Origin of the sequence: Streptomyces sp. NPDC012888 (assembly GCF_042900645.1) — a bacterium.
Lineage (GTDB): Bacteria > Actinomycetota > Actinomycetes > Streptomycetales > Streptomycetaceae > Streptomyces.
This window is the reverse complement of the sequence record NZ_JBIBBM010000004.1, coordinates 195,122-212,828: the sequence shown is the minus strand read 5'-3', so window position 1 is coordinate 212,828 and position 17,707 is coordinate 195,122. Positions and strand designations below refer to the sequence as shown.

14 protein-coding genes are annotated in these 17,707 nt (G+C 75.6%); 9 read left to right on the top strand and 5 right to left on the bottom strand.

Annotation, left to right across the window (positions count from 1 at the left end):
* Positions 1–45 precede the first annotated feature (45 nt).
* The 3 genes from ACFY61_RS08370 to ACFY61_RS08360 all read right to left on the bottom strand — a co-directional run bounded on the left by ACFY61_RS08370 (position 46) and on the right by ACFY61_RS08360 (position 2,776).
* Positions 46–1,104 (bottom strand): ATP-binding protein, encoded by a 1,059-nt coding sequence (locus tag ACFY61_RS08370; protein ID WP_389469293.1) that lies wholly within the window; start codon positions 1,102–1,104, stop codon positions 46–48.
* A 188-nt stretch (positions 1,105–1,292) separates the two neighbouring features.
* Positions 1,293–2,033 carry a response regulator transcription factor gene (locus ACFY61_RS08365; RefSeq protein WP_389468644.1) on the bottom strand — a complete coding sequence of 247 codons (741 nt, stop codon included), beginning with the start codon at positions 2,031–2,033 and terminating at the stop codon, positions 1,293–1,295.
* A 59-nt stretch (positions 2,034–2,092) separates the two neighbouring features.
* Positions 2,093–2,776, bottom strand: a complete 684-nt coding sequence (locus tag ACFY61_RS08360; RefSeq protein WP_389468642.1) for a spermidine synthase — start codon at positions 2,774–2,776, stop codon at positions 2,093–2,095.
* An 852-nt stretch (positions 2,777–3,628) separates the two neighbouring features.
* Between ACFY61_RS08360 and ACFY61_RS08355 the strand changes: the two genes are divergently transcribed.
* The 4 genes from ACFY61_RS08355 to ACFY61_RS08340 all read left to right on the top strand — a co-directional run bounded on the left by ACFY61_RS08355 (position 3,629) and on the right by ACFY61_RS08340 (position 8,964).
* Positions 3,629–5,068, top strand: coding sequence for a hypothetical protein (locus tag ACFY61_RS08355; protein ID WP_389468640.1), 1,440 nt, complete (start codon positions 3,629–3,631; stop codon positions 5,066–5,068).
* Positions 5,065–5,928 (top strand): sulfurtransferase, encoded by an 864-nt coding sequence (locus tag ACFY61_RS08350; RefSeq protein ID WP_389468637.1) that lies wholly within the window; start codon positions 5,065–5,067, stop codon positions 5,926–5,928. The genes ACFY61_RS08355 and ACFY61_RS08350 overlap by 4 nt, the downstream gene beginning before the upstream one ends.
* A 104-nt stretch (positions 5,929–6,032) precedes the next feature.
* On the top strand, positions 6,033–8,432 hold the full coding sequence (gene lon, locus ACFY61_RS08345; protein ID WP_389468634.1) for an endopeptidase La: 2,400 nt from the start codon (positions 6,033–6,035) through the stop codon (positions 8,430–8,432).
* Between the two features lie 94 nt (positions 8,433–8,526).
* Positions 8,527–8,964, top strand: a complete 438-nt coding sequence (locus ACFY61_RS08340) for a MarR family winged helix-turn-helix transcriptional regulator (RefSeq protein ID WP_389468631.1) — start codon at positions 8,527–8,529, stop codon at positions 8,962–8,964.
* Positions 8,965–9,031: 67 nt separating this feature from the next.
* Here ACFY61_RS08340 and ACFY61_RS08335 read toward each other — a convergent pair whose 3' ends face one another.
* Entirely contained in the window at positions 9,032–9,823 is a 792-nt protein-coding gene (locus tag ACFY61_RS08335; protein ID WP_389468628.1) for a hypothetical protein, read from the bottom strand.
* A 420-nt stretch (positions 9,824–10,243) separates the two neighbouring features.
* Between ACFY61_RS08335 and ACFY61_RS08330 the strand changes: the two genes are divergently transcribed.
* From ACFY61_RS08330 to ACFY61_RS08310, 5 genes are read left to right on the top strand one after another with little or no spacing between them, the layout of a single operon-like run.
* The gene (locus ACFY61_RS08330) at positions 10,244–13,471 is read left to right on the top strand and encodes a nitrate- and nitrite sensing domain-containing protein (protein WP_389468625.1); all 3,228 of its coding nucleotides are present in this window, start codon (positions 10,244–10,246) and stop codon (positions 13,469–13,471) included.
* The gene (locus ACFY61_RS08325; protein WP_389468622.1) at positions 13,468–13,971 is read left to right on the top strand and encodes a roadblock/LC7 domain-containing protein; all 504 of its coding nucleotides are present in this window, start codon (positions 13,468–13,470) and stop codon (positions 13,969–13,971) included. Before ACFY61_RS08330 ends, ACFY61_RS08325 begins: the two co-directional genes overlap by 4 nt.
* A complete protein-coding gene (locus ACFY61_RS08320; RefSeq protein ID WP_389468619.1) occupies positions 13,968–14,363 on the top strand; it encodes a DUF742 domain-containing protein in 396 nt (131 codons plus the stop codon). Before ACFY61_RS08325 ends, ACFY61_RS08320 begins: the two co-directional genes overlap by 4 nt.
* Positions 14,344–14,964 carry an ATP/GTP-binding protein gene (locus ACFY61_RS08315; protein WP_389468616.1) on the top strand — a complete coding sequence of 207 codons (621 nt, stop codon included), beginning with the start codon at positions 14,344–14,346 and terminating at the stop codon, positions 14,962–14,964. The genes ACFY61_RS08320 and ACFY61_RS08315 overlap by 20 nt, the downstream gene beginning before the upstream one ends.
* 12 nt (positions 14,965–14,976) lie before the next feature.
* Entirely contained in the window at positions 14,977–16,269 is a 1,293-nt protein-coding gene (locus ACFY61_RS08310) for a styrene monooxygenase/indole monooxygenase family protein (protein WP_389468613.1), read from the top strand.
* Here ACFY61_RS08310 and ACFY61_RS08305 read toward each other — a convergent pair.
* Positions 16,191–17,420: an NlpC/P60 family protein gene (locus ACFY61_RS08305; RefSeq protein WP_389468610.1), complete on the bottom strand. Its 1,230-nt coding sequence runs from the start codon at positions 17,418–17,420 to the stop codon at positions 16,191–16,193. The genes ACFY61_RS08310 and ACFY61_RS08305 overlap by 79 nt on opposite strands.
* Positions 17,421–17,707: the final 287 nt, after the last annotated feature.

Genomic DNA, 17,707 nt, shown 5'->3' with positions numbered 1-17,707 from the left:
GGCACATGTGGCCGAGATCATCTCCTTCCCACCTCGAACCCTACGTCAACCAGCACCCTTCGGACTGCCCGGAAGGGTGACCAGGATCCGGCAGCCCCGGGGGGATTCGGCCACGCCGATGCTGCCGCCGTGCAGCTCGACCGCCCACCGGGCGATCGCCAGGCCCAGTCCGGTGCCCCCGTCGCCGCTGCCGGGCAGGCCGGCGTTGCCCCGGTTGAACCGCTCGAAGACCCGGTGGCGCTCCGCCTCGGGGATCCCCGGGCCCTCGTCGAGCACTTCCAGCGCCAGACTGCCGGGCGTGTCGCCGGCCCGGGCGCGGACCGTGACCCGGCCGTGCTGGGGGCTGTGCTTGACCGCGTTGTCGATCAGGTTGGCCACCACCTGGTGCAGCCGCTCCGCGTCCGCGTGGGCGGTCAGCTCGGACGGGAACACGTCGAGGTGCAGGTGCACGTCCTTGCGCGTGTGGTGGCCCGAGCCCGTGAGCGCGCCCCGCTGCCCGGCGGCCAGGCCGGCCTCCTTCAGCACGCCCGACAGGTACGGCCACACCTCGAAGCGGCGGGCCTTCAGCGGCACCACGCCGTTGTCCACCCGCGACAGGTCCAGCAGGGTCTCCACCAGCCGGCCCAGTCGCTCGGTCTGTTTCAGCGCGGTCCGCATCGTCTCGGGGTCGGCGGCGGACACCCCGTCCACGACGTTCTCCAGGACCGCGCGCAGCGCGGCGATCGGGGTGCGCAGTTCGTGCGAGACGTTGGCGACGAGCTCCTTGCGGTGCCGGTCCACGGCTTCCAGGTCGTCCGCCATCACGTTGATGGTCGCCGCCAGGTCGCCCAGCTCGTCCCGCCGGTCGGCGCCGTGCACCCGCCGCGTGTAGTCGCCCCGGGAGATCGCGCGGGCGACGGTGGTCATGTCGTCCAGCGGGGCGGTCAGGCCGTGCGCCACGAACTGGGTGATCAGCATCGAGGCGATCACCGAGAACACGGTGATGAACCGGAGCTCCGTCTTGGTCCGCAGCGCCACCATCAGCAGGCCGGTGGTGATGAAGACGGACACCACGACCAGGGTGCCCAGCTTGGTCTTGATCGAGAACGGCGAGAACGGGCGCAGTCCCTGTCCGGACCCGTGCCCCTGCCCGGGCCCCTGCCCGTGTCCTCGCCCGGGCTGGCGACGGGCGTCCGGCGCCCGGCGGGGGGCCGGCACCGGGCGGGGGTCCGGCCCGCGGCGCCGGCACGGGACGCTCACGCGCCGGCGGCGGTGCCGGTGCCCGTGCCCGCCCTGGCGTCGGCCCGGGACGTTCACGCGCCCGCCGGGGTCTCCAGGGCGTACCCCACGCCGTGCACGGTACGGATCCGCTCCGCCCCGATCTTCCGGCGCAGCGCCTTGATGTGGCTGTCGACCGTACGGGTGCCGGAGGCGTCGGCCCAGTCCCACACCTCCGCCAGCAGCTGCTCGCGGGAGAGCACGGCGCGGGGCGTGCCGGCCAGGCACACCAGCAGGTCGAACTCGGTGGGGGTGAGGTGGACGTCCTCGGAGTGCACCCGTACGCGGCGCTGGGCGTGGTCGATCTCCAGGTCGCCCAGCCGCAGGGTGGAGCCGCGGGGGGCGGTGGCGGCGATGGCCGCCCGCTCCACCCGGCGCAGCAGCACGTGCACCCGTGCGGCCAGCTCGCGCATCGAGAACGGCTTGGTCATGTAGTCGTCCGCGCCGACGCCGAGGCCGACCAGCATGTCGGTCTCGTCGTCGCGGGCGGTCAGCATCAGCACGGGCACCGGGCGGTGCGCCTGCACCCGCCGGCAGACCTCCAGGCCGTCGAAGCCCGGCAGCATCACGTCGAGCACCAGCAGCTCCGGCTGCCAGCTCTCGGCCGCCGCGACGGCGGCCGGGCCGTCGCCGGCGGTCTGCACCTGGAAGCCCTCGGCGCGCAGCCGGACCGCGATGGCCTCGGCGATGGTGTGGTCGTCCTCGACGACGAGCACCCGTCGCTGGGCGCCGGGGGTCGCCGCGGCGCCGTTGTGGGTGGTGTGTGTCTGTTCCATCTTCCCGCCCCGGTAGTCCGCGTGATGGGGTGCAGCGTAGAGGAGCCTCCGGCCTGCGGCTATGCGGGGTCCGGGCCGGGATGACGGCCGAGATGGATCACGTCCGGGACACCTCGGGCAACGGGCACCTCTTCCGTCCGTACCGAGCTGAATCCGGCATTCCGCATCGCCCGTTCGAACGCCGCGGAGGGCTGCGCGGACCACACCGCGAGGACCCCGCCGGGGGTCAACCGGGCCCGGCAGGCGGCGAGTCCGGCGGGGGAGTACAGGCCGCGGTTGTCCTCGGTCACGGTCCAGTCCGGGCCGTTGTCGATGTCCAGGCAGAGGGCGTCGTACCGGTCCGGTGACGTGTGCAGGTGGGCCACCAGGTCGGTGTGCAGGATCGTTACCCGGGGATCGGCCAGCGCGGCCGCGGAGACCGCCCCGAGGGGGCCGCTGCGGTGCCAGTCGATGATCGCCTGCTCGCGTTCGGCGACGACGATCCGGGCCCAGCGGTCCTGGGCGGCGGCGTGGGCGAGGGAGAAGCCGACGCCGAGGCCGCCGATGAGGACGGAGGGGCGGGGGCGGGGGCGATGGCCGAGGGCGAGGAGGGCGGCGTCGACGAGGAGCCGCTCGGAGCGGCCGTCGGAGGTGTCCATCAGGAAACAGCCGTTGGCGATGATCTCGTACGTCGCGTCGCGGCGGCGGAGCACGACTTCGCCGTGGGGGCCGGTGCGGCGGTCCAGCGTGACGGGAGTGGTCATACGGGCCCCAACGACCCGCCCCGGCCCCGCGTTCCGCCCCCGCGCTTTCCGTCATGTCCCGCCCCGCCCCCCGGCGGCGCCCCGGACGTCGCCCCAGCGGCCCGACCCCGGCCCGGCCCGCGTTCCGGTCGGGCTCGCGGGGCTCCGCCCTGCCCGGGCTGGGCCGGGCTTCGGTCGGGCCGGCCCGGCCTGGCCCGCGTTCGGGTGCTCGGGCCCGGCCCGGCTCGGCCTGGCCCGGCCCGCGTTCCGGCCCGGCCCGGCCCGCGCTCCGGTCGGGCTTGCGGGGCTCTGCCCCGCACCCCGCGCCTCAATCGCCGGCGGGGCTGGTTTTGGCCCGGCAGGGCTGGTTTGGTCCGGCGGGGCCGAGTTGGCCCCGGGGCCGGGTGGATGGGCCGGGGCTGGTTGCGCGGGGCGGGCGTGTCCAGCCCGAGCGGCGTTTGAGCGGGCTGGGCCGGGCTCCGGTTGGGCCCGCGGGGCTCCGCCCCGGCCCCGCGCCTCAATCGCCGGCGGGGCTGGTTTTGGCCCGGCAGGGCTGGTCGGTCCGGCGGGGGCTGGGCGGGCTTGGTCGCGGTTGGTTGCCCCGGGGGCGTATCCAGCCCGAGCGGCGATTGAGCGGGCCCAGGCCGGGACCCGGCCGGCTCGTCCGGGGCTCCGGCCTGGGCCGCCGGGCTCGGCCCGGGTGCGCGGGGCTTCGCCCGGGTGCCCGGGGTTCCGCCCGGGTGGCCGCCGCTTCGGCCGGAGGACCGGGGCTTCGCCCGGGTGCCCGCGGCTTCGGCCGGGCTTCGGGTCGCGGCGTCGGGCCGGCCCGGGCCCCGGGCCGGAGGGGGTGTGGGGGACCGTAGGGTCGGGGGGGTGGGGACGGGCTCGACGGGGGACGGGGAGGACGGCATCGAACGCAGGATCGCGCTCGCCGCCCCCGCCGCCCTCGCCCTCGCGCTGGGCCTGTGGGGACTGCAGCGAGGCGGCTCCATGTGGCGGGACGAGTCCGTGACCTGGCAGGTCGCCCACCGCCCGGTCGCCGACCTGTGGGCCCTGCTCGGCCGGGTCGACGCCGTGCACGGGCTGTACTACCTGCTCATGCGCGGCCTGTACGCCCTCTGGGACGGCGGCCTGTGGACCCTGCGGCTGCCCTCCGTGGCCGCCGCCGCGCTCGCCGCCGCCGGGGTCGCCGCCCTCGCGCTCCGCCTGTCCGGGCGGCCCCGGGCCGGGCTGCTCGCCGGGTGCGCCTACGCCCTGCTGCCCCCGGTGCAGGCCTACGCGCAGGAGGGCCGGTCGTACGCCCTCGTCGCCGCCGCCGTGGTCTGGGCGACGTACTGCCTGGTGCGCGGGCGCTGGGTGCCGTACACCCTGCTGATGGTGCTCGGCTGCTGGCTGCACGAGTTCGCCGCCCTCGCGCTGCTCGCCCACGCCTTCCCCGGCCGCCGGGAACGCGGCTGGTGGTGGAGCGCCGCCGCCGTGGCCGCCTCCCTGGTCCCGCTGGCCCTGGTCAGTGCCCGGCAGGCCGGGGCGCAGCTCGGCTGGCTGGGGCGGCCGGCCGCCGCCGACTGGGCGGCGTACGCGGTGGTCGCCGCGTTGTCCCTCGCCGCCGCCCGACTGCTCACCCGGGCACCGGACGCCGGCCCTGCCGCGCGCCCGCTCGTGCGGGTGGCGCTGCCGCTGGCCCTGCTGCCCGCCGGGCTGCTGCTCACCGTCTCCCTGGTCCACCCCTGGTACGTCGACCGCTACGTCCTCTACTCCCTCGCCGGACCGGCCCTGCTCGCGGGCGCCGTCCTGCCCCGGCTGCGGGCGCGCGCCCGGATCCCGCTCGCCGCCGCCCTCACCGCCGCCCTCGCCGCCGCCCTCCTGCCCTGGAGCCTCTGGCTGCGCACCCCCGACAGCCGCAAGGACGACGCGCTCGCCGCCGCCGCGGCGGTCCGCGAGCTGGCCCGGCCCGGCGACGCCGTGCTCTTCCTGCCGGCGCGGCGCCGCGAGTGGCTCCTCTCCTCCCCCGGGGTGTACGGCGGCCTGCGCGACGTGGCCCTCGACCGCGACCCGGTGTCCTCGCGCACCCTGTGGGGCACCGAGTCGCCCTCGGCCGACATCCTGGACCGGCTGGTGGCCTCGCCGCGGGTGATCGCCCTGATGGACCCGCCGGACCAGCCCCGCGACCCCTACCCGCGCGAGGTGGTCAAGCGCCAGACGCTGGTGGCCCACTTCGAGCTCTGCTCGGTGACCGACGTCCGGGGCGCGCGGATCGGCCTCTACGCCCGCCCCGGCACCTGTCCGCCCCACATCCCCGGAGGTACCGGATGAACCCGCACGACCCGCACGACCCGCACGACGGCCTTCCCGGCCCGCTCGTCGACCCGGCCTGGCTGGCGGCCCGCCTCGGCGACCCCCGCCTCGTCGTGTTCGACGCGTCCGTCGGGGAGAACCGGGGCGCGCCCGCCCGGATCCCCGGCGCCCGCCCCTTCGACCTCGACGGCGAGCTGTCCGACCACTCCGCCGCCGCGCCCCCGCACACCATGCCGGCGCCGGAGGCCTTCGCCGCGGCGGTGCGCGGCCTCGGGCTGGACGACGCGAGCACGGTGGTGGTCTGCGACGGCGCCGGCGTCTACTCCAGCGCCCGCGCCTGGTGGATGCTCCGCGCGATGGGCTTCGACCGCGCGGCCGTACTGGACGGCGGGCTGCCCGCCTGGGCCGCGGCCGGGTTCCCGGTCGAGGAGGAGCCCGCCGCGTACGACGGGCCCCCCGGCGCCTTCACCGCCCGCCCCCGGCCCGGACTGGTGGTGGACGCCACCGCCGTGCTGGACGCCCTGGCCGACCCCGCGGCCGCGGTGCTCGACGCCCGCAGCCCGGGCCGCTTCGCCGGCACCGAGCCCGAACCCCGCCCGGGCCTGCGGGGCGGCCACATGCCGGGCGCGGTCAGCCTGCCCTTCACCGAACTGCGCGCGCCCGACGGCCGCATGCTTCCGCCGGAGCGGCTCCGCTCCGCCCTGTCCGAGCGGGCACCGGCCGCCGGCCGCCTCTACTTCAGCTGCGGGTCGGGCGTCACGGCCTGCGTCCTGGCCCTCGCGGCCGACCTGGCCGGCTACCGGGACCTCGCCGTCTACGACGGTTCCTGGTCGGAGTGGGGCCTCCCCTCCGACCTGCCCGTGACCACCGGCTCCTGACGGCCCGTCGTCCGTTCGCCCCGGGCGAACGCCCCTTGGGGAACACCGGCGGCCTCAGAAGCATTGAGCCTGCATAGCTCAACTTCACTGCCGGAGGGAAGATCATGGCTTCGACGTCCGTATCGCTCACCCTGCCCGTGCTGCCTCTCGATGACGAGGTCGTGCTGCCCGGCATGGTGGTACCGCTCGACCTGTCCGACGCCGAGGTGCGCGGCGCCGTCGAGGCCGCGCAGGCGCTGGGCGGCAGCGGGAAGCCGCGGGTGCTGCTCGTACCGCGCGTCGACGGCACGTACGCGGGCACGGGTGTGCTCGGGACCGTCGAGCAGGTCGGGCGACTGTCCGGCGGTGACCCGGGGGCCCTGATCCGGGCCGTCGGCCGGGTCCGGATCGGCGCCGGGACCACCGGTCCCGGCGCCGCCCTGTGGGTGGAGGCGGAGACCGTGGAGGAGCGGGTCCCCGACCCGCTGCCCGGCGCCGTCGCCGAACTGGTCAAGGAGTACAAGGCGCTCGCCACCAGCTGGCTGAAGAAGCGCGGCGCCTGGCAGGTCGTGGACCGGGTGCAGGGCATCGAGGGCGTCGGCGCCCTCGCCGACAACTCGGGTTACTCGCCGTTCCTGACCGTGCAGCAGAAGGTCGAACTGCTGGAGACCGCCGACCCGGTCGCCCGCCTGAAGCTCGCCGTGAAGTGGCTCACCGACCACCTCGCCGAACAGGACGTCGCCGAGTCCATCGCCAAGGACGTCCAGGAGGGCGTGGACAAGCAGCAGCGCGAGTTCCTGCTGCGCCGCCAGCTGGAGGCCGTCCGCAAGGAACTGCGCGAGCTGAACGGCGAGAAGGAAGGGGAGGAGGCGGACGACTACCGGGGCCGGGTCGAGGCCGCCGACCTGCCGGAGAAGGTCCGGGAGGCCGCCCTCAAGGAGGTCGACAAGCTGGAGCGGTCCAGCGACCAGTCGCCCGAGGGCTCGTGGATCCGCACCTGGCTGGACACCGTCCTGGAACTGCCCTGGAACGAGCGGACCGAGGACTCCTACGACATCCGCGGCGCCCGCGCCGTCCTCGACGCCGAGCACGCCGGACTGGACGACGTGAAGGACCGCATCACCGAGTACCTGGCCGTGCGCAAGCGGCGCGGGGAGCGCGGCCTCGGCGTCGTCGGCGGCCGGCGCGGCGGCGCCGTGCTCGCGCTGGTCGGCCCGCCCGGCGTGGGCAAGACCAGCCTCGGCGAGAGCGTGGCGCACGCCATGGGGCGGAAGTTCGTGCGGGTCGCCCTCGGCGGCGTACGGGACGAGGCGGAGATCCGCGGCCACCGGCGCACCTACGTCGGCGCCCTGCCCGGCCGGATCGTGCGGGCCGTCAAGGAGGCCGGCTCGATGAACCCGGTGGTGCTGCTCGACGAGATCGACAAGGTGGGCTCCGACTTCCGCGGCGACCCGGCGGCCGCCCTGCTGGAGGTCCTGGACCCGGCGCAGAACCACACCTTCCGGGACCACTACCTGGAGGTGGAGCTGGACCTCAGCGACGTGGTGTTCCTGGCCACCGCGAACGTCCTGGAAGCCATCCCGGAGGCGCTCGCCGACCGCATGGACATCGTCCGTCTCGACGGCTACACCGAGGACGAGAAGGTGCTCATCGCCCGCGACCACCTGCTGCCCCGCCAGCTGGAGCGGGCCGGACTCGACGCCGAAGAGGTCACCCTCGGCGAGGACGCGCTGCGCCGGCTGGCCGGCGAGTACACCCGCGAGGCCGGCGTACGGAACCTGGAGCGGGCCCTCGCCCGGCTGCTGCGCAAGGTGGCCTCCCAGCACGAGCTGGGCGAACGGGAACTCCCGTCCACCGTCGGCGCGGAGGACCTGCGCGCACTGATCGGCCGCCCGCACCACGTGCCCGAGTCCGCCCAGGACCCCGCCGAGCGGCGCACCGCCGTGCCCGGGGTGGCCACCGGCCTCGCCGTCACCGGGGCCGGGGGCGACGTGCTCTTCGTCGAGGCCTCCCTGGCCGACCCGGAGACCGGCGCCGCCGGGCTGACCCTCACCGGCCAGCTGGGCGACGTCATGAAGGAGTCCGCGCAGATCGCGCTCAGCTTCCTGCGCTCGCACGGCGCCGAGCTGGAACTCCCGGTGGCCGACCTGAAGGACCGGGGCGTGCACATCCACTTCCCGGCGGGCGCGGTCCCCAAGGACGGCCCCAGCGCCGGCATCACCATGACCACCGCCCTGGCCTCCCTGCTCTCCGGCCGCCAGGTGCGTACGGACGTGGCCATGACCGGCGAGGTCTCGCTGACCGGGCGGGTGCTGCCCATCGGCGGGGTCAAGCAGAAGCTGCTGGCCGCGCACCGGGCGGGGATCCGCACCGTGGTCATCCCGAAGCGGAACGAGGCCGACCTGGACGACGTCCCGGCCGAGGTGCTGGAGGGCCTGGAAGTGCACCCGGTGACCGACGTCCGCCAGGTCCTGGAACTGGCCCTGGCCCCCTCGGAGGTCGCTCCCGTCACCGCCGCCGCCTGACCGGCCGCGGCCCCGGCCCGCCCGCTGCGGACCGGGGCCGCCCGGCTGGGAAATACTGTTCCCGCAAGCACGGACGACGGGATGGGAGCAGGACGTGCACGGCAGCGAAGACCAGGAGTTCCTCGCGCTGGAGCGGGAGCTGTCCGTCTTCCTCCGGCGGGCCCGCGCCTCCTCGGGGGAGATGGCCCGCGAACTGCACCCCGAGCTGGAGCCCGCCGCGTACGGGCTGCTGGTCAGGCTGGAGGACGCCGGCCGGCAGCGGGCCACCGAACTCGCCGCCTACTTCGGCGTCGGCAAGGCCACGATGAGCCGGCAGCTCCGGGCCCTGGAGGACCTCGGACTCGTGGCCCGGGAACCGGACCCCGCCGACGGCCGGGCCTTCCTCGTCGGCCTCACCCCGGAAGGCCGCGAACGGTTCCTGAAGGTCCGCGACGCCCGCCGGGTCCGCTACATGCGGAAGCTGGCGGGCTGGGACCGCGGCGAGGTGGCCGAACTGGCCCGGCTGCTGAACCAGTTGAACCAGGGCGACTGACCGGCAGGGCCGGAGGTCCGGCAGGCCAAGGGGCCCAGCGGCCCGGCCGGCACCGGCCCGGGACCCCCTACAACTCCGCGTACACCGCCGAGGCGTCGTCGTGGCGCTTGCCCCGGCCCACGGGCCGGCCGGGGTCCCCCTCCAGCGCGCGGACCCGGCCGATCAGCCCCGACGCGCCCTCCTTGCGCAGCACGGCCATGCAGTCGGCCCAGCCGCCCTCCGCGAACGTGTCCGTCCAGCGGCTCGCCCCGTCCGTCAGCGCGGCCACCGCCCCCACCTCCTCCCGCGCGGTGCGGCCGGTCACCGCAAGGGCGGCCACCGACGGGTCCGCCGCCGCAGTGAAGAAGCCGTACTCCGCGCCGCGGGCGTTGCGCAGCGCGTCCGTGGCCGCGCGCGAACGCAACACCTCGCGCGGCACCCGGTCCAGGCGGTCGTCGCGCACCGCCGTCACCGCGCCCGCCGGCCCCGGCGCCTGGAGCAGCAGGACGGAGTCGGACAGCACCAGGTGTTCCACCCAGTCGGCGTCCCAGCGGACCACGACCACCGTCGCCTGCGGGGTCCGGACGTGAGAAAGGTCACACCCGCCCCGGTGGGCGTCGGCGGTGCCACGGATCGCCTCGGCCAGGATCCGGGCCAAGGGCATGTCCCGCCGCGATCCCGACAGTTCGGTCAGGCGGCCCCCCAACCGGGCGGTGAACCACGGCACTCCGTGGCCGCATCCGACCTGGCCTGGCGGCGGCGTCACGCCGTCCAGGACGACCAGCACGCCGCCCCCGCCGGAAGCCGGCACGGCGGCCGACACCCAGTCCTCATTGGGGTGTTCCGGATTTCCGGGGGCACTGGCGAGGTCGACGCGCATGGGGACAGTCTGCCCGGCATGCCCGGAACGCGCCCCCGCCCGTCCGCACCCCCGCCCGGCCCGCGACCCCCGCCCCCCGGCCCGCTCCGGGCCGGTGCCGCACACCGTCCCGCGACCCCGGCACAGCCCGCCGCGGCCCGCCCGGCGAATGTGGCCGCGCATCCTGCCAGGGCCCCCCTCGATCTTTCAACCGGCTGTCCACGGACGGGCTCCGGCGGGGGGTGGCCGAGTTGTTCGCCAACTCCTCCGTGATGTTCACTCGTTCGAGTGGCCGGGTGGGCGATGTGAGGCTCTCTCCCCATCACACTGCAATGGTCTGAAGCGGTACGAGGGAGCGGGGGGCGTTTACTTGTTGACCGGCCGTTACCTCGGCCACACGAGTAGACGAGCACGACCACACGTACAGGATTGCGAGCACCGGTGCAGAAGAAGCGGTCTCGGAAGAACGGCACCGCCACCGCCGAAGGACCCGCCATCGCAGGCCTCCCCACGGGCCGCCGCGTACGCGTGCGCCGCAGGCTGGTCATCGGCGTGGCCGTGGCCGGCCTCGCCGTCCTCGGAGCCGGCGCCCCCGCCCTCCTCTCCGCCTCGGCGGAGCTCAAGGACTCCCAGGCACTGGTCACCCAGGCCGAGCGGATCCGCCACACCCTGACGCTCACGCACGCCCTCGCCGACGAGCGCGACGCCGTCACCGAGTACGTCGCCAAGGGCCGCCCCGCCGCCGCCCGCGCCGCCCTCCAGGAACGCTCCGGCCGCGTCGACCGGCAGTCCTCCGAGGTCCAGTCGGAGCTGTCCGGCGAAGCCGACGAGGCACTCGCCGACGCCCTGGGCCGCATCGCCTCCGTCCGAAACCAGGCCCTCACCGGCAAGGGCACCGCCCTCGCCGCCCACCAGGCCTACTCCGGACTCATCGCGGAACTCCTCGCCCCCGGCGCCCGCCTGGCCGAGCGGACCCCGCCCCGCGCCGAGGCCGCCCTCGCCACCACCCGGCCGCTGGCCCCCCTCGGGCTGGCCGTCGACCAGGCCTCCGCCACCCGCGGACTGCTGCTCGCCGCGCTGGCCGTCCCCCGCGGCGAGCAGCTCCCCACCGGCACCTCCTCCCCGGCCGAGGACGAACTGGCCACCGCCGCCCAGCGGGCCCGGGTGCGGGAGCAGGGCGCCCTCGACGACTTCGCTCGGGCCGCCCGTCCCGACGTGCGCGAGACCCTCGCCGCCACCGTCACCGGAACCGAGGTGAAGGCCGCCGAGGACTACCTCGGACGGCTCACCGACCGGCCCACCCTGTCCCCCCAGGACCGGAAGCTGGACCGCGAGACCGTCGGCACAGCCCTCACCGCCCGCATCGACCGGATGCGGTCCGTGGAGTCCACCCTCGCCGCCGAACGGGCCACCGCCATGGCCGCGCTGCGCGACGACGACATCACCGCCCTCGAAGCGCTGACCGCGCTGATCGCCGTGCTGTTCCTGGTGTGCGTGGGCGTGTCCACGGCCGTCGCCCGCTCCCTGACCCGGCCGCTGTCCGTACTGCGGCGCGGCGCCGCCCGGCTCGCGACCGCCGAGGGCTCCGTCGAGCCGGTCCGGTTCACCGGCCGCAACGACGAGTTCGCCGACGTCGTCCGCTCACTGAACTCCGTCCGCGAGATGACCGTCTCGCTGCACACCCGGATCGCCGGCCTGGACGCCGACCGGCGCCGCCTGATGGGCCGCAACGAGGCCCTGGCCGCCGGCCGCACGGAGCTGGAGGAGGAGCTGACCCAGCTCCGGGCGGGCCTGGAGGAACACCGCCGGATCATGTCCACCACCTCGGTGTCGCTCTCCCTGCGCACCCTGGGACTGGTCGAGCGGCAGCTGTCGGTCATCGAGGAACTCGAATCCAGGGAACAGGACCCGGACCGGCTCGCCACCCTCTTCAAGCTGGACCACCTGGCGACGGTGATGCGCCGCCACAACGAGAACCTGCTGGTCCTGGCCGGCCAGGACCACGGCCACGGCCAGTCGGGCCCCGTCCCGCTGGTCGACGTCATGCGGGCGGCCGTCTCCGAGATCGAACGCTACGAGCGGGTCGAGATCCAGGCCCTGCCCTCCTTCACCCAGGTCGCCGGACACGCCGCCGACGACGTCTCGCACGTCCTCGCCGAACTCCTGGAGAACGCCACCACCTTCTCCCCGCCCGAGGCGCGGGTGAAGGTCTCCGGCTGGCTGCTCGACAACGGCGACGCCGTCCTGTCCGTGATCGACGAGGGCATCGGCATCACCGAGGACCGGCTCGCCGTCCTGAACGCCCGGCTCTCCTCGCCCGACGCCTACGAGGCGGAGGCCGAGTCCGAGCACGGCCTCGGACTCGGCCTGTACGTGGCCGGCCGGCTGGCCGCCCACCACGGCGTCGAGGCGGAGCTGCGCGCGTCCCGGCACGGCGGCACCGAGGCCCTGGTGGTCATCCCCGCCGGGCTGCTGCCCCCGGGCCCGCCGGTCGCGCCCGTGCACACCCTCGCCGAGCCCGGCCTGCCGTCCCTGCGGCTGCCCGGCGTCGTCGCCGAGGCCAACGAGCACACCCTCCCGCCGCGCCTGCGGCCGGAGCCGTCCGTGCCGGCACCGGCCGCTCCGGCCGAGAACGAACCGGCCGAGAACGAACCGGCCGAGAACGAACCGGCCGAGAACGAACCGGCCTGGGCCGACCCGGCCGAGGCCGGCGTGGACCCCGCGGCCGGCGTGGACCCCGCGGCCGGGGCCGCTGCCGTGGCGGAGCCCGAGCCGGAGCCGCTGCCCGTGCAGCACGAGCCGGAGCCCGAGCCCGAGCCGCTGCCCGGGCAGCCGGAGCCCGAGGCGGAGTGGGAGCCGGAGGCCGGGCCGTACGCGGCCGGGGCCGCCGGCGCGGTGCCGGAGGTGCGCTTCCAGGAGCCCGGCCCGGAGGCGGACCTGCCGCCCGCCGAGCAGGTGTTCACCGCGGGCGCGGGAGAGTCGCGTACCGGCCCGGTGCCGGCCCCCGGCGCGGACCAGGACGGCGGCACGGGCCCGGCGCCCGTCGGCGCGGCCGTCCCCGGCCCCGGACTGCCGCCCGTCGGCCAGGTGTTCACCGTGCCCGGCCCGGAGCCGGTGCTGCCGTCGCAGGGCCAGGTGTTCACCGTGCCCGCGCCGGACGCGCCCGCGGAGCCGCAGGTCTTCACTGTGCCCGCGCCGGACGCCGCCACCGGCCTCGACGCGGACACCGGCCCGGACACCGGCACGGCCGCGGACGCGGACACCGGCGCGGACGCCGCCGTGCACGCCGTCGCCGATGACGACGCCGAGCCGGCCGTGCACGCCGTCGCCGACGAGGACACGGCCGGCCCGCTGCCCCGGCAGGGCCACCCCGAGCCCGTGGACGAGCAGCCCCACACCCCGGACGGGACCCCCGACCAGGGCCCCGTCACCGGCAAGGGCCTGCCCAAGCGGACCCCGCGCGTCGTCGCGGCCGGCCGGGTCGACGCACCCCGGCCCCAGCCGAAGAAGGTCGACGCCGAGGAGCTCCGCCGCCGGCTCGGCGGCTTCTACCAGGGCGCCCGCGACGGCCGCCGGGTCGTCGCCGCAGAACTGGCCGAACAACAGGACGTACCGCGGGGGCGGGGGCACAACGACCAGGGGGACACCGCACAGGAGGCACGCACATGACCGCGCCCAGCACCTACGGACTGAGCACCCAGGCACGCAACCTGCAGTGGCTGCTCACCGACCTGGTGGAGGAGGTGCCCGGCATCGTGTCCGTCGCCGTCGTGTCCTCCGACGGCCTGCTGCTGCTCTCCTCCGACCCGGAGACGCAGAACCAGGCCGGCGGCCGGACCGACGGCGCCCCGGCGACCGCCAAGGGGCCTCGGGGGGCCTCCGCCGACCTCGCCACCATCGTGTCCGGGCTCGGCAGCCTCACCACGGGCGCCGCCGACCTGATGGACGGCGGGGCCGTCAAGCAGACCATGGTCGCCATGGAGAACGGCTCCGTCTTCGTGATGGCCATCAGCGACGGCTCGCTGCTCGGCGTGCACGCCACCCCCGACTGCGACATGAGCGTCGTCGCCTACCACATGGCGCTCTTCGTCGGCCGGGCCGGCCATGTCCTGACCCCCGAAGTCCGCAGCGAACTGCGCCAGTCCCTGGAGAGCGAGAGCACCACGTGACACCCAGCACGTCACGCCCGTCACGCCCGTCACGCCTGCCGATACGCGGGGCGGACCGCCGCCCCGCGCGCGTCCGCCCGTACTCCCTCACCGGGGGCCGCACCGGCTTCACCCAGGTGCTCCTCGTCGAGACCTTCGTCGCCGCCCTGGACCCCACCCCCCGGACGGCCGACCGGATGCCCGAGATGCGGGCCATCGTCGAGGTCTGCCGCCGGATGCGGACGATCGCCGAGATCGCGGCACTGCTGAAGCTGCCGCTCGGGGTCGTCCGCGTCCTCGTCAGCGACCTCGCCGAACAGGGAAGGCTCCGCGTCTACGGCTCCGGCCACGGCACCGGCCGCCCCGAACGCGCACTGCTCGAAAGGGTGCTCAGTGGGCTCCGCCGTCTTTGAAACGCCGGCCGTCACCGACGGGGACTTCCAGCCCTGGCAGTACGACCGCTCCCGCGCCCCCGTCGCCGTCAAGGTGCTCGTCGCGGGCGGCTTCGGAGTTGGCAAGACCACCTTCGTCTCCTCCGTCTCCGAGATCACCCCGCTCCGCACCGAAGCGGTGATGACCACCGCGGCCGCCGCCACCGACGACCTCACCGGCACCCCGGACAAGAACACCACCACCGTCGCCATGGACTTCGGCCGCGTCACCCTCGACGACGACCTGGTGCTCTACGTCTACGGCACTCCGGGGCAGGAACGGTTCTGGTTCATGTGGGACGACCTCGTCCGGGGCGCCATCGGCGGCCTGGTCATGGCCGACACCCGCCGGCTGCGCGACTGCTTCCCCGCCCTCGACTACTTCGAGAGCTGCGGCCTGCCGTACGCCGTCGCCGTCAACCACTTCGAGGGCTCCACCTCCTACGAGGAGGAGGACGTGCGGGAGGCGCTGACCGTCCCCGCCCACGTACCCGTAGTGATCATGGACGCGCGGGAGCGCGCCACCGTCGTCGAGTCCCTGCTGGCCCTCGTCGGCCACGCCCTCGACGCCACACCGGAATAGGGGCCGAACGCCATGCGGAAGATACTCGTCGTCGGGGCCGGTCAGTCCGGACTCCAGCTCGCCCTCGGCCTCCAGGCCAAGGGGTACGAGGTCACCCTCATGTCCAACCGGACGGCGGACGAGATCCGGACCGGCCGGGTCATGTCCACGCAGGTCATGTTCGACACCGCGCTCCAGCACGAGCGCGACCTGCGGATCGACTTCTGGGCGCAGCAGGCCCCGCGCATCGGCGGCCTCGGCGTCTCCGTCGCCGCCCCCGACGGCGGCGGCCGCGCCGTCGACTGGCTGGGCCGGCTCAAGGGCACCGCGCAGTCGGTGGACCAGCGGGTGAAGATGGCCGGCTGGCTGGACGCCTTCGTCCAGCGCGGCGGCAGGCTGGTCATCCACAGCGCCACCGTCTCCGACCTGGACTTCCTCTCCCGCAGCCACGACCTGGTCCTGGTCGCGGCGGGCAAGGGCGAGCTCGTGTCCATGTTCCGCCGCGACGCGGCCCGGTCCCCGTACGACCGGCCGCAGCGCTCGCTGGCCGTGTCCTACGTCCACGGGCTCGGCCCGCGGCCGGAACACCCGGACACCGAGGCCGTCCGCTGCAACCTGGTGCCCGGGGTCGGCGAGCTGTTCGTGATGCCGACGCTGACCCTCTCCGGGCGGGCCGACATCCTCTTCTGGGAAGGCCTGCCCGGCGGGCCGCTCGACGTCTTCACCGGGGTCAACGACCCCGCCGAGCATCTGGCGCTCACGCTGGCGCTGATGGAGCGGTTCACCCCGTGGGAGTACGCGCGCGCCACAGAGGTGGAGCTCACGGACGGGGGCGGCACCCTGGCCGGCGGCTACACGCCCGTGGTCCGCAACCCGGTCGGGCGGCTGCCCGGCGGCGGCCTGGTGCTGGGCGTCGCCGACGTCGTCGTCGCCAACGACCCGATCACCGGGCAGGGGTCGAACTCCGCGGCCAAGTGCGCCGCCTCGTACCTCTCGTCGATCCTCATGCACGGGGACAGGCCGTTCGACGAGGCGTGGATGAAGGCCACGTTCGACAAGTACTGGTTCACCACCGGCAAGCCGGTGACCCAGTGGACCAACGCGATGCTGGGCGTGCCGCCGGAGCACGTGCTGGACCTGATCGGCGCGGCCGGGACGCTGCAGCCGGTGGCGGATCGTTTCGCCAACGGGTTCGACAACCCGGCCGACTTCGACGGCTACTTCTACGACCCCGAGGACGCGGCGGACTACCTGGCCGAGGTCGCCGCCTCGGTCTCTGCCGCCGGGCCCGCCGGGGCCTCCTCCGGGGGCTCCTCGGCGGAGTAGCCCGTGTCGTCGCCCGTCGCGGCCGCCTCGGGCAGGCGCGGCGGGGTGAACCGGGCGAGCGGGACGCCGGCCGGGTCCGGACGGACCGCCCCGAGCAGCGGGTTGGCCGCGATCGGCGAGACCTTCACGCGGGCGCCGGGGCGGGGCGCCTGGATCACCTTGCCGTCCCCGGCGTAGATCGCCACGTGGGTGGCCTTCGGGAAGTACACCACCAGGTCACCCGGGCGCAGCTCGTTCAGCGGGACCTTCGGGAGCTGGGCCCACTGCTCCTGGCTGGTGCGGGGGATGCTGCGGCCGGCGTGCGCCCAGGCCTGCGAGGTGAGCCCCGAGCAGTCGAAGGAGTCGGGGCCCTCGGCGCCCCACACGTACGGCTTGCCCAGCTGGGCGGTGGCGTAGCGGAGTGCGGTGCCGCCGGCGGCGGTGGGCGTGCGGGTGGCGGCGCTGCCGGGCGGGCCGAGGCGGCCCGAACGCTCCAGCGCGCGCTGGGCCTTGTCCGTACCGGCCGCCTCGCGTGCGGACAGCTCGGCGAGCTGCTCGGCGGAGAGCGAGGCCAGCAGCCGCTCGACCTCCTTGAGCTGGGCGGTGACCTCCTCCTTGTGCCGGCGCTGGTCGGCGGCGAGGGTGCGCTGGTCGGCCACGGCCTTGCGGGCCTCGGCGGCCAGGGCGCCGGCGCGGCGTTCGGCGCCGGCGAGGCGGGCCACGACGGCGGCCTGGTGCGCGGCGTCGCGGCCGGCCAGCCGGCGCTGCTCCAGGGCGCGGTCCGGGTCGCCGGACAACATCAGCCGGGCGTACGGCGACAGGCCGCCGCTGGCCTCCTGGTACTGGGCGCGGGCCAGCCGTCCGGCTTCGGCGCGCTCGCGGTCCAGCGTGCTGCGGGCGGTGCCCAACTGCCCGCTGAGCTTGCGTTCCTCGTCCTGGCGCTGCTTGAGGGCGACCTCGGTGGCGTTGTAGGCCTCGGTGGCTTCCTCGGCCTTCTGGTACAGGCCCTGGAGGCGGAGCAGGAGCGTGCCGATGTCGGTGGGGGTGGTGGGTTCGGCGGACGCGGTGGGTTCGGCGGACGCGATGGTGTGCGGCGGGGCGGTGGCGAGCAGCAGGGCGGCGGTGGCGGCCAGGGCGGCGGTACGGGCGGTGTGCAGGAGCCGGGGGGACAAGGGATCACCTCCGAGCGGGATGCTGCCACGCCCGGTATGACAAATCCCCGGCGGAACGCGGGGGTGCCCGGCGCGCCCACCCGTTTGCCGGGGTCGGCGGGCGCCGGGGGCGCGGCGGGGGCAGGGGGGTGCCGGGGGGCCGGCGGGGGCCGGCGGGGTGGTGCCGGGGGGCTCGGGGGTGGTGCCGGGGGGTGGGGGTTCCGGGTAGGGGTGTGCGGGACTGCATGCTTTTCGGGGGGGTGCGAGGGGCTGTTACGCGGGGGGGCGGCCGCGCCCCACAAAACCCA